Source organism: Shinella sp. S4-D37, from assembly GCF_040812195.1.
Taxonomy (GTDB): Bacteria; Pseudomonadota; Alphaproteobacteria; order Rhizobiales; family Rhizobiaceae; genus Shinella.
This window is the reverse complement of the sequence record NZ_JBFNXL010000001.1, coordinates 232,185-245,139: the sequence shown is the minus strand read 5'-3', so window position 1 is coordinate 245,139 and position 12,955 is coordinate 232,185. Positions and strand designations below refer to the sequence as shown.

The window sequence follows — 12,955 nt, the reverse complement described above, 5'->3', positions numbered from 1 at the left end:
CCCCGGCGCTGCCCAAGCGCGGAACACCCGCGTGACCGGCGTGTCGACAGACGGCATGCAGGCGGAAGGCATGGACGAACGGGTCGCCGTCATCGGCCTCGCCGGCCGCTTCCCCGGCGCACCTGACGTCCGCGCCTTCTGGAAAATGCTCGCCGCCGGCGCGTCGGGCCTCACGCAGGTCGCGGTAGGTCGGCCGGATGTGGTCGGCGCGCGCTTCGCGCTCGCGGACAAGGAATGCTTCGACGCCGCGTTCTTCGGCTTCGCGCCTTCCGAAGCCGCTTTGATGGACCCGCAACAGCGCGTCTTCCTCGAAACCGCCTGGCACGCCATGGAGGATGCCGGTTACGGCGCGGGGGACGGCGACCGCGTGACCGGCGTCTTCGCCGCCGCAGGTTTTGGCGATTATGTGCTGCGCCACGTCGGCCTGCGCTCCTATGCCGACAGCGCCGCCGACTATTTCGCCATGCTGATCGGCAACGATAAGGATTTTCTCGCCTCCCGCGTCGCCTATCTGCTTGACCTGAAGGGCCCGGCCGTCGTCGTGCAGAGCGCCTGCTCCAGCGGGCTGCTCGCCGTCCACCAGGCCGTCCAGTCGCTGCTGTCGCGCGAAATCGACATGGCGCTTGCCGGGGCCGTCTCCATCTCGATGGATATCGAAGAGGGCTACCACGCCGATCCCGGCGGGCCGATGTCGCCGACCGGCCAGATCGCGCCGTTCAGCGCGGGCGCGAACGGCATTGTCGGCGGAAACGGCGTCGCCGCCCTCGTCCTGAAACGCCTCGGCGAGGCCGAACGGGACGGCGATTTCATCTACGCGGTCATCGAAGCCAGCGCCGCCAACAATGACGGGCGCGCGCGCGGCAATTTCACCGCGCCGGGTATCGCCGGCCAAAAACAGGTTCTTTCCGAAGCGCTCGGCCTTAGCGGGCTTTCCCCGGACGACGTCAGCTATATCGAGGCTCATGGCACCGGCACGCGGATCGGCGACCCGATCGAGATGGAGGCCATTCGCGCAGTCTACGGCGACAGCGACGCACCCTGCCTCATCGGCTCCGTCAAAGCCAACACCGGCCATCTCAACACGGTGGCCGGCCTTGCCGGCCTCATCAAGGCCATCGGCGTCGTGCACACCGGCCTCGTGCCGCCGACAATCAACTTCACCACCGTCAATCCGCTGCTAGAGTTAGCCGGCTCACGTTTCTCCATCTGCGATCGCCCGACGCCGCTCCCATCTGCCGAGCGCCATGTTGCCGCCGTCAGTTCCTTCGGCTTTGGCGGCACGAACGTTCACATGCTGCTCGCCAGCCCGCCGCGCCGCGCTGCGCCCGCGACAAACGGCGAAACGCCGACGCTTCTGTGCTGGTCGGCCCGCACACCTGGTGACCTTATGGCCATGGAGCAATCCCTTGCCACCGCCTGGGCCGTCGACAGCAGCGCAAATCTTGCCGATCAGGCCGGAACGCTCTTGTTCGGCCGCAAGCATTTTCCGCATCGCGGGGCGCTGACCGCCCGCAATCCAACAGAAGCGCTCCACAAGCTGCGAGCCGGCGCCGCCATCAACACCATGGCGACCGCACCCGGCCAATCGATCTTCCTGTTTCCCGGCCAGGGCACGCAATTCGCGGGCATGGGTCGCCCGTTCTACGAGGCCCTGCCAGTTTACCGCGAGACGCTGGACCGTTGCGCGGCCCTGATCGAGCCAATGCTGGGGCAGGATATCCGCCCGCTGCTCTTCGGCGCAGATGACGGCGCGCTGACGCCGACGCTGATCACGCAATTCTCCCTGTTCGCGACCGAATACGCCCTAGCCCGCAGCCTGATGGCCGCTGGCCTCACGCCCGCGGCGCTGCTCGGACACAGCATCGGTGAATATGTCGCCGCATGCCTTGCCGGCGTCTTCTCGCTGGAAGATGCCCTGCGGCTCGTCCACGCCCGCGCCCGGCTGATGTCAAACCTGCCGCCGGCCGCCATGCTGTCGATTCACGCTGACATGGACGCGCTCGCCCCCTATCTCGGGGATAACGTGTCGCTCGCCGTCGTCAACCGCCGTGACCGCTGCGTCGTCTCCGGCGCGGCCGAAGCCCTGAAAACCCTTGCGGAAAATCTCGCCGCAAAGGGGATCGCAACGCGCCTGCTCGCGGTCTCGCACGGCTTCCATTCGCACCTCATGGAGCCGATCCTTGAGGATTTCGCGGTAGCCTGCCGGACGGTAGCCTTCACCGCGCCCAAAATCCCCGTGCTCAGCAATGCCAGCGGCGACGTCGCTGTAGCAACCGACATTGCGACGGCGGATTATTGGGTCCGGCACCTCCGCCAGACCGTTCGCTTCTCCGAAGACGTCGCCACTCTCGCCCGTCTGTGGCCGGGCGCGACCTGCCTGGAGCTCGGCCCCGGGATAAGCTGCGCCGCAGCCGTCACGGGCGCTGCCGCGGGCCTTCGCGCCCTGCCGACGCTTGCTTCGAACACCTCGCAGGCGGAAGACCTCTTGTCGGCACTCGGCCAGCTCTGGATGGAAGGTCACGACGTCGATCCCGATCTCCTGCTACTCAACCGCACCTGGCAGCGCACGCCGATGCCGGTCTATCCGTTCCAGCGCGTGGTTCATCTGCTGCCGAAGGTCGAACCTGGGCGGGAGACGATGGCGAAGCGACCGCGACGCCTGCCGCCGGACGAATGGTTTCATGCCCCGCAATGGCGCACGCTCGCTCTGCCGAAGCCGTCATCGACACCCGAGCGCAGGCCGCGCCTCCTCTTCATGCCTGAAGGCAAGATGGGCCTGGCAAACCCCGACGACATCCGCGTCTATCCCGGCGAGCACTACGCCGCGTTGCCGGACGGCGGGTTCCGGGTGCGTCCGGGACATGCCGGAGACTTTTCCAAGCTTACCGATGCCTTGCAGGCACGCGGCGTCGAAAGTGGAACCTGCCTCTTCGGCTGGCTGATGGACGAAAAAGCCGATGCTCGAACGCATGGTCACGATAGCCTCGTGCGCGTTGTACAGGCCTTCGCGCCTTCCCGTCTTCTGTCCCATCTCGTCCTGTGCACGCGCACGCTGGCTATGCTCTGCGGCGACGAAACGCCCGATGCGGAACAGGCGCTCGCCCTCGGTGTGCTCAGGGCGATCCCCTTCGAACAGCCTGACCTTCGCGCGACCTGGCTGGACGCCGACCAGTTCCCCGGCCAAGCCGACCTCGATCGGCTGGAGACGACGCAGGCCGCAGACGCCAGTCTGCATGCCGACGCCTTCGGCCTGCGCCGAGGCCGCTTCTGGCGGAGGGATGTTTCACAGGTCCGGCTTCCGCCGGCGGCGCTCGCCGACGCCATCCGCCCCGGCGGAACCTATCTCGTCGCCGGGGGCAATGGCGGGCTCGGCCGTCGCCTCGTCCAGGCGCTTGCCGCCGACGGCCGCCATGTCGCGGTGATCGCCCGCTCCCTTGACGAAGACGCTCCGCATTTCGCCGAATGCCGGCGGAACGGCGGGCGATTGACGCTCGTCCTGGGCTCCGCTGCCGACCGCGATGTCTTGCGCTCCGTCGTCGCGCGGCTCGATGCAGCGGGCGAACGGCTCGACGGAATCTTCAACCTCGCCGGCCGCTACATCTCCCAGACGATCGCGGACATGACGCTCGCGGAGACGGACGGCAACCGCGTGGCCAAGGTCGAAACCACACGCGCCCTCCTCGATGTCTTCGGCCCGATGAAGCCGGATTTCCTCGTCGCCTTTTCCTCGCTCGCCGGCGAAACCTCCGGCTACGGCAATAGCGACTATATGGGCGGCAACCTGTTCCTCGATTTCCTCGCAGAACACCCTGCTCCGGCCATGCGCCTCGTCACCATCGGCTGGGACAATTGGCAGGACGGCGCCTTCGGAGCTGCCAACGAGCAGGCACTCTTTACCGATGCGACCGCCAACGCCATCGGCATCGAAGAAGGCCTCGCCGCGCTTTGGCAGGTGATCGCGAGCGGGCTCCCGCATGTGATCGTCACCCCTCGCGATCTTCAAGACCGCCTGCGCGAGACAAGCGAGGCCGCGCGACAGCGCCTCAAGCGCAGCACGACGTTTGCCGAACCTGCCGTCGTCGCGGCGGATACGGGCTCACCGCAAGAGCGCGCGGTACGCTTGTTGTTCGCGCAGACGCTTGGTCTCTCTGGCGTCGCACCTTCGGACGACTTTTTGCAGCTCGGCGGCGATTCCATCCTCGCTGTCCGCCTGCTTTCGAAACTGCGTCGCATTTTCCAGGTCGAGTTCGGCCTGCCGGATTTCCTCGCCAACAGGACGGCCGCCCTCCTGTCGCGCCGGCTGGAAACCGTCGTCGGCACGGACCAGGTCGCCCTCGCCTATCTCCATATCCACGCACTTCCCGATGCCGAACGGCAGGCGCTCGCGCGCCGGGTCGCCAAAGCCTGAGACGGAATCCTCATGTCGATGAGCAGCACAGCCCTCTCCTTCGATTCGGCGCTCCTGAGCCGGCTCCTCTGCGTCGATGCGGGCGCAGCGCCGGCTCCGACGTGTGGAGAAGACCTCCACACGCCCTTTCCGCTGACGGAAATCCAGCGCGGTTACCTGCTCGGCCGCGATCCAGCCCTACCGCTCGGCGGCGCGGCCTGCCAGTTCTACTATGAGCTTGATTGCGAGACGCTCGACATCGCTCGCTACCGGGCGGCCTGGGCCAGCGTGATGGCGCGCCACCCGATGCTGCGCGCCCGTATCCTCGATGCGGCGCATCAGGAGATCGCCGAACCCGTTCCGACGCTCGACATCGTCGTACGCGATCTCCAGGAAGATGGGGCGCGCGAAGTTGTCATCGAAACCATCCGCCAGCGCCTCGCGCGTGCCCTTCCGGCAGCGGATCGCTGGCCGATGCTCGACGTGGAACTCAGCCTGCTCCCGGCGGACCGGGTACGCATCCATCTGCGCTTCGATCTCCTCATCGCCGACCAGCAGAGCATCCTGATCCTGCTTGATGAGGTGGCCCGCTTCTATCGCAATCCCGATCTTCGCCTCGCCAAACCGGACGTGACTTTCCGCGACTGCGTGCTGAGCGAGCCCGACACCGCCGATCTCGCCCGCGCCCGCCGCTATTGGCAGGAGCGCGCCGCAGACCTGCCGGACGCGCCGGCACTGCCGTCGATCGCTCCTGTGCAGGAGGCCGGCACACCGGTCTACGACCGCCTCTCACACACCATCGGCAAGGCGCGGTGGGAAGGCGTCAAGACCACCGCGGCAACGCTCGGCGTCACACCCTCGACGGTCCTGCTCTCGCTGTTCGCCGAAGCGCTCTGCGCCTTCGCAGCCGACCCGCATTTCTGCCTCAACATGACGCTCTTCAACCGGCCACCGATCCACCCGGACATCGACCGCGTGGTCGGCGACTTCACTACAAACCTGCTGTTCGAGGCCGATCTTCGCCCGAGAGAAACCCGGCGTGCCCGCTTCGCCCGGCTTCAGGCGCTGCTCTGGCGCGACATGGAGCACAGCCTCGTCAGCGGCACGGCCGTCACCCGCGAAATGGCCTTGGCGCGCGGCCATCTTGATCGCCCGCTGATGCCCGTCGTCTTCACCAGCACGCTGACGCAGGACGACACCCGCCTCTTTTCCGACGCCGCCGCCCAGCCGGGCCAGCCGGTGCTGGCTCTTTCCCAGACACCGCAGGTCATGCTCGACAACCAGGCGATGGAATGGTCGGGCGCACTGGCGATCAACTGGGATATCGCCGTCAACGTACTGGATCTCTCCGTCGCAAGACCGCTCTTCGACCGTTTTGTCGCCCTCGTCGAAGCCGTCGCCGACAATCCCGACATGCTGGAGGAAACGGTGGGCGGACGCGCCGACCCGACCGACGCCCTAATGGCCCCGGCGATCGTGGCGGAGACCGGGCGGCGCAATCGGCTCGGCGATCTCTGGCTGCGCACCCTGCCCGAGGCGACGGAGCGGCCCGCCATCGCGACATTGGGCACCGTGCTGACCCATGCGGCGCTCGCCCGGCAGGTGGCAGGGATCACAACCGCACTCGTCGCCGCCGGCGTCGGCTGTGGAAAGACGGTAGCAATCCGCCTTGAAAAATCGCCGGATCAGATCGCCGCCTGCCTTGCCGTCTCGCTCGTCGGCGCCACCTATGTGCCGCTCGACAGGGCCCAGCCGCTCTCCCGGCAGGCCCGCATCCTCGAAGACCTCGCACCGGCCGCCATGCTGGAACGCGGCGCGACACCGGACGCGCTCGCCACCTGTGCACCATCGGCAACGATCGACCTTTCCCTTCTGGGTGAAGGCGACCCCGCGCTGCTGCATGACCTCCCCGGTGCAGAGCCGGCCGACGTCGCCTACATCATCTACACATCGGGTTCGACCGGAAACCCCAAGGGCGTAATGGTCACGCATGCCGCCGCCGTGAACACGATCGCCGATATCAACATGCGTTTCGGCATTACCGGCGCGGATTGCGTGCTCGGCCTTTCGCAGCTTCACTTTGACCTCTCGGTCTACGACATTTTCGGCGTGCTCGGCGCCGGCGGAACGCTCGTCCTGCCCGATCCCACCGAACAGCACAACCCCGCCCATTGGCACGCGCTCGCCACGCGCCACGGCGTGACACTGTGGAACAGCGTTCCGGGGCTGTTTTCGCTCTATGTCGATTATCACGAAGTCGGAGGCGTTGCGCCGCCATCAGCACTGACGACGGTGATGCTCAGCGGCGACTGGATCGGCCTGGACCTGCCGGATCGCGCCCGCCGGCTCTGGCCGGACGCCAAGCAGTACAGCCTCGGCGGCGCGACGGAGGCGGCGATATGGTCGATCTTCCATGCCATCGAGGGCGTCGATCCGGGCTGGACAAGCATCCCCTACGGTCGGGCGCTCGGCCGCCAGCAGGTTTTCGTACTCGACAAGGATCTCGCCCTCGCGCCGATCGGCCACACCGGCGATCTCTACATTGCCGGCGACGGGCTGGCGCTCGGCTACTTCAACGACGCGGAAAAAACGGAAATGCAGTTCTTCCGCCACCCGCGAACGGGCCTTCCGCTCTACAAGACCGGCGATCTCGGCGCCTTTGGCGCGGACGGCGCGATCATCTTCCAGGGGCGCGCCGACACGCAGGTGAAGATCAACGGTTTTCGGGTGGAGCCCGGCGAGGTGGCGCGCGCCCTGCAACGCCACGCTGATGTCGAGGAGGCGCAGGTGCTCGCCGCCGGCGATCCGCGCCGGCCGCGGTTCGTCGCCTTCTTCCGGCCGGCTCGTGCAGGAGTCGAGGAAACAGCGCTTGCCACTCACCTTGCCGGAGAGTTGCCGGCCTACATGGTTCCGTCGACATTCAAGGCCATCGACGCCTGGCCGCTTACGCCGAACGGCAAGCTCGACCGCAAGGCGCTCCTCGCCCTCGTGACGCAAGAGCCTGCCGCCGCCTCTTCGCAGCATCCGTCGTCATCGGGCGCGGAGGTCGAGCGGGCGGTGCTGGAGATGGTCGCCGCGATCCTCCAGCGCCCAAGCGTTTCGCTTGAGGACAATCTGGTCCATCTCGGAGCCTCGTCGCTCGAACTGATCGCGCTCGCCAATCGCATCGAGGCTTTCGCCGGCGCGCGCCCGCCGCTGACGGACCTTGCCCGCGCCGTGCGCCTGCCGGACCTCGTCGCCCTGGTGCAGGCGCTGGTGCCGCAAGGGGCCGAGCAGCCCGCCGAGCTCGTCGCCGGGGCCGCGGCCTTGCGCGCCCACCTTTCCCGAAACCCGGTTCTCACCGACCCGGTCGCCCGTCGCCTTTTCAAGAGCCGCCCTCGCCCGGCTTCCACCGACGAAGCGCCGGTCGTGCTGTCCGGGCCAACCGAGCCGCCCGCCGCGGCGGCTAGACGGAGTTGGCGCGATTTCATCGATCGTCCGCTGACCACCGATGAGCTTTCCACCCTGCTCGCCCCGCTCCGCCGACACTACAGGGATGGCGAGGAGCGCCGGCTCTACGCCTCGGCCGGCGGGCTCTATCCCGTCGAAACCTATCTCGCCGTTCCGCCGGGCGGGGTCGAGGATCTCGCGCCGGGCGGCTATCGCTACGACCCGCAGGCGCATGCCTTGTCACCCCGCACGGCAAAGGACGGTTTTGCGGATCTTGCGCTGCTCAGCTCCGGGAGTCGCGAGACGCTGGCGAAAAGCCGCCTCGTCCTCTGCTTCGTGCTGTCGCTGGATGCGATCGCGCCGCTCTACGACGCCGCGAGCCTCAGCTTCGGGCTGCTCGAATGCGGGGCGGTGTGCCAGGCGCTGGAGCAACAGGCGATCGGCCAGCCCTTCGGCCTTTGCCAAATCGGCGACCTGCCGCTCGACGAAATGCACCGCCGCTTCATCCTTTCCCCGGATCAGATCTGCCTGCACGCCATGGCCGCAGGCGCGCTGGAGCCGCAGGCGCGCGAAAACTGGCGTTCCGCGACGGCCACCTATGCGCAGGACATGATGGAGGGCGCGCTATGAGCCTCACGCAGCTTCTCGACGAACTCGAACGCCACCGCATCCGCCTCTGGGTCGAGGATGGTCAGTTGCGCTTTCGTGCACCCGCGGGCGCGATGACCGCATCCTTGAAGGCGAAGGTCGCCGAACAGAAGCAGGCGCTGTTACAGCGTCTTTCGACCAGCACAGATGCCGATCGCCTCGCGCCCTTCCCGCAGACGCCGATCCAGCAGGCGTATCTCGTCGGCCGCACAGGCGCGCTCGACCTCGGCGGCGTTTCGGCCAACAGCTATCTTGAATTCGAGCATGATGCCGTCGACTTCGCCCATGCCGACGCCTGCCTCAAGACGGTCATCGCGCGCCACGACATGCTGCGCACCGTCCTTCTGCCGGATGGTCTGCAAACCGTGCTCGAAAGCGTGCCTGACTACGCCGTGCCCGTCACTGATCTGCGCGGCCTGCCGGCGAAAGAGCAGGACCGGCGCCTTTCCGCTCTGCGCGAAGAAATCAGCGAACGGGTGCGCGATCCCTTCGCTTGGCCGCTCTTCGAGCTGCATTGGGTGTGGACCGATCGCGGTCTGCGGCTTCTTTCCTGCGTCGATCTCATCGCGCTCGACGCCTGGAGCAGCCAGCTTTTCCATCGGGAATGGTTCGCGCTGATCGACGGTGAGACGCTTCCCGCACCACCCGCCATCCGCTTCCGCGACTGCGTGCTGTCCGGCGAGAATGCGGCCCGGGCGGAGGCCTCCCAGGCGTACTGGAACGGGGAACTGGAATTGCTGCCGCCCGCGCCCTCCCTGCCAGCCGGCCGCTCCGGCGGTCGCCCGGGCCGCTTCCGCCGCCGCGCCGGCCATCTCGACCAGACCCGCTGGACCGCCCTGAAGGCGGCGTGCAAGGCTCGCAATGTCACACCGACCAGCCTGCTCGCCACGCTCTTTGCAAATGTGCTCTCGCTCTGGAGCCGCACAGAGGATGTGGCGCTGAACGTCACGCTGTTCAACCGGCCGCCGATCCACCCGGATATCCGCCATGTGCTCGGCGAGTTCACCAACACGACACTGCTCGGCTTTGCCGATATGGACACCCCCCTCGCCGATCAGGTGAAAAAAACCCAGCAGCGGCTGCTGGAGCGGTTGGAGCACAGCGCGGTCTCGGGTGTCGATCTCCTGCGTGATCTCGCCCGCCGGCGGCAGGATTACTCCGGTTCCCTGATGCCCGTCGTCTTCACTAGCCTCTTGATCGGCGAGGAGACTGACAACACCGAGGACGGGCGGTGGCGGCAGGTCGTCGGCATCAGCCAGACGCCGCAGGTCGCCCTCGACCACCAGCTTTATGAGGAGCGCGGCGGCCTCAGCTTCAACTGGGACATCGCCGAAGCCGCGCTCGATTTTGCCGCGGTCACGGCCGCCTTCGATCGCTATGCCGAAACCATCGTCGCACTGGCGGACGATCCGGACCTGTGGAGCCGCGCCCTCTCGCGTCGACTGCCCGCCGGCCAGGCCGCCGTGCGGGCAGCCATCCACTACCCGCCGGCCGCGCCGCCGGAGGAAGGTCGCGATATCTCCGCTCCCTTCTGGCAGGGGCTTGAAGCGTATTGGGATCGCGATGCTCTGCTGTGGAGCGGTGGCGGCATGACCTACGGCGCACTCGCCGCTCGCGCGGCACATCTCGCCCGACGGCTGCGCGCGGCCGGCGTCGGCCCCGGCGACCGCGTCGCGGTGCGACTGCTCAAGGGGCCACTCCAAGTCGTCGCCGTGCTGGCGATCCATCACGCGGGGGCGGTCTATGTGCCGGTAGCCCCGGACCTCCCGTCCGCCCGGGCGGACGCCATGCTGCAACAGGTTGCGCCCGTCGCCCGGATTGTCGACGCCGATGAAGGAGAGACGACGGACCCGATCGTCCTCAGCCTCGACGACGCGGTTCCGGAACTTTCGCCAGCCCAGGCACTGGAAGACCGCGCTACGGCCGATAGTACGCGAGCGGCCTATGTGATCTTCACCTCCGGCTCGACCGGTGTGCCCAAGGGCGTCACCATGGCCCATGGCGCAGTGGCCAACACGCTGGACGATATGATCCACCGCTTCGGCATGGGCCCGCAGGACCGCATCTTCGCGCTGTCCTCGCTGAGCTTCGACCTTTCGGTCTACGACATCTTCGCGCCGCTTTCCAAAGGAGCCGCCATCGTGTTGCCGGACCCCGGAACCGAGCGCGACCCGGCGCACTGGAGCGCCATGCTCACGCGTCACAGCGTCACTATCTGGAACTCCGTGCCGATGCTGCTGGACATGCTGCTCGTCTGGTCCGCCAGCATGGAAGCCACATTGCCGGCTTCGCTCCGCCTCGCGCTCGTCAGCGGCGATTGGGTGCCGCTCGATCTGCCCGGCCGGCTTTCCGCCGCGTCGCCCAAGACGCGGCTGATCGCGCTGGGCGGCGCGACCGAGGCCGCCATCTGGTCGAACTGGCAGGAGGCGGGCGTCGTCGCGCCGGACTGGAAGTCCGTACCCTACGGCCGGCCTCTCGCAGACCAGTATTTTCGCGTGCTCGACCGCTACGGCGCAGACCGGCCGGATCGCGTCGCGGGCCAGTTGCACATCGGTGGGCGGGGCCTTGCTGATAGTTACTGGGGCGACGAAGACAAAACCGCCGCCGCTTTCATCACGGCAGCCGACACCGGCGAGCGGCTTTACCGCACGGGCGATCTCGGCTGCTTCTGGGAGGATGGCACGATGGAGTTCCTCGGTCGCGAGGACGGCCAGGTCAAGGTCGGCGGACACCGCATCGAACTCGGCGACATCACCCACGCGCTGGAAAGCCATCCGGACGTGGTGCGCGCCGTCGCGCTGGCACAGGAGGCAGCCGGCGGAAGGCAGATCGTCGCCCATGTCGCAACGCACGCCGACGCCGCGCCTGCCGAGGCGGCGTTGCGGGATCATTGCCGGGCACTGTTGCCGGCCTACATGGTTCCCGCCCGCTTCGGCATCCATGCGGCGCTACCGCTCTCCGCCAATGGCAAGATCGATGCAAAGGCTCTGCCTGCCTTCTCCAGCCGCAAAACTTCAACCACCACAACCTCCGCCGGCCCTGTGCGAAAAATCCTCGAAGCCGTCATTGGGCGAAGAGGCCTTGCCGCCGATGTCAATTTCTTCGAGCTCGGCGCCACCTCGATCCGGCTCATCGAGGCACATGCGCAACTCCGCCGGGAGCTTGGCATCGACCTGCCGGTAACCGACCTCTTCGTGCACACGACGATCGCCGCGCTGGAAGCCCATATCACTAGCCTCCCCCCGCTTTCCGGGAGCGCCGCCACGGAGACCGCCTGATGCAACACACAACCGCCGCTCGCATCACTGCAGACGCCGCCCTCGCCGAGACGCTTCCCGCGACCGGCCTGCACGGCCGGACCGTCTATGTTTCGTCAACCACCAGAATGATCGGTCACGGTGTCGCGCTCAGCGCGCAGCCTACGGGGATTGATCTGCGCGAGACGGTCGCACGGCTGCTCGCGACCGCCCGAGGCGAAGGGTTTCCGCCCATCGTCGTCGGCGCGATCCCCTTCGATACACAATCGCCCGCCTGCCTCTACGTGCCCAAAAGCCTGACGCGGCCGGTCAGGCCCGTTCCGCTGTCCGCGACAACGGGCGCGGCACCGTCGATAATCGATGTCCGCCAGACGCCTTCGCCTTCCGGTTATCGGGATGCGGTGGCGCGCGGCCTTGCCCGCATTCGCCAAACGGAGCTGAAGAAGCTGGTGCTCGCCCGTCGCCTCGAACTGGTGCTCGACGCGGAACCGGACCTCGCCGACCTGCTGACAACGCTGATGCAGCGCCATCCGGCGAGTTTCGTCTATGGCGTGCCGCTCGACGCCGGCAATGGGGAAGAGGCGGGCGTGCTGCTAGGTGCAAGCCCGGAACTTCTGGTGCGCAAGGCCGGCGGCAAGGTTTTCGCCAATCCGCTCGCCGGCACGATCGCCACCGATCCGGACCGCCTGCGCAACGCCCGCAACATCGCCCGCCTGCTCGCCTCCGCGAAGGACCGTCAGGAACACGCCTATACCAGCCGCGCCGTCGGCAAGGCGCTTCGCCCGTTCTGCAAGACACTCGACGTGCCCGAGACGCCGAGCGTGCTCGCCGCCGGTCCCGTCAACCACCTCTCGACTGTCATCACCGGCGAACTCGCGTCATCCGGCGTCACCGCGCTCGACCTTGCGCTCGCGCTTCACCCAACGCCTGCCGTGGGCGGCGCGCCGACGGCCGAGGCGCTCGCAGCCATCGCAGATATCGAAGGTTTCGACCGCGGGCTTTACGCCGGGATGGTCGGCTGGTGCGACGAGAACGGCGACGGCGAATGGGCGGTGACGCTGCGCTGCGCCGAAATCCGCGGGCGGCGCGTCCGGCTCTTCGCCGGCGCTGGCATCGTTGAAGGCTCGGACCCGGACGCAGAGTACCGGGAGACCGAAACCAAGCTGAAGACCATGCTCCAGGCGCTCGGCCTGGAACCGTCCGCCGACGGCAAGGCGCGGGCAGAGAGGTAGAC

The 12,955-nt window shown here is 67.5% G+C and carries 4 protein-coding genes; all 4 read left to right on the top strand.

Annotation, left to right across the window (positions count from 1 at the left end; all coding sequences use genetic code 11):
* Positions 1 to 31 precede the first annotated feature (31 nt).
* Genes AB3G45_RS01200 through AB3G45_RS01185 form a run of 4 tightly spaced genes read left to right on the top strand, consistent with a single transcriptional unit; the run spans position 32 to position 12,953 of the window.
* Positions 32 to 4,408, top strand: a complete 4,377-nt coding sequence (locus tag AB3G45_RS01200; protein ID WP_367828828.1) for an SDR family NAD(P)-dependent oxidoreductase — start codon at positions 32 to 34, stop codon at positions 4,406 to 4,408.
* An 18-nt stretch (positions 4,409 to 4,426) separates the two neighbouring features.
* The gene (locus tag AB3G45_RS01195) at positions 4,427 to 8,446 is read left to right on the top strand and encodes an amino acid adenylation domain-containing protein (RefSeq protein WP_367828827.1); all 4,020 of its coding nucleotides are present in this window, start codon (positions 4,427 to 4,429) and stop codon (positions 8,444 to 8,446) included.
* Entirely contained in the window at positions 8,443 to 11,742 is a 3,300-nt protein-coding gene (locus AB3G45_RS01190; protein WP_367828826.1) for an amino acid adenylation domain-containing protein, read from the top strand. Before AB3G45_RS01195 ends, AB3G45_RS01190 begins: the two co-directional genes overlap by 4 nt.
* A complete protein-coding gene (locus AB3G45_RS01185; protein WP_367828825.1) occupies positions 11,742 to 12,953 on the top strand; it encodes an isochorismate synthase MenF in 1,212 nt (403 codons plus the stop codon). Before AB3G45_RS01190 ends, AB3G45_RS01185 begins: the two co-directional genes overlap by 1 nt.
* The last annotated feature ends 2 nt before the right edge of the window (positions 12,954 to 12,955 follow it).

What these genes read in the sequence shown, in the direction of transcription:
- AB3G45_RS01195 (WP_367828827.1), top strand. Translation starts at nt 4,427, where the DNA reads ATGAGCAGCACAGCCCTCTCCTTCGATTCGGCGCTCCTGAGCCGGCTC.
- AB3G45_RS01190 (WP_367828826.1), top strand. Translation starts at nt 8,443, where the DNA reads ATGAGCCTCACGCAGCTTCTCGACGAACTCGAACGCCACCGCATCCGC.
- AB3G45_RS01185 (WP_367828825.1), top strand. Translation starts at nt 11,742, where the DNA reads ATGCAACACACAACCGCCGCTCGCATCACTGCAGACGCCGCCCTCGCC.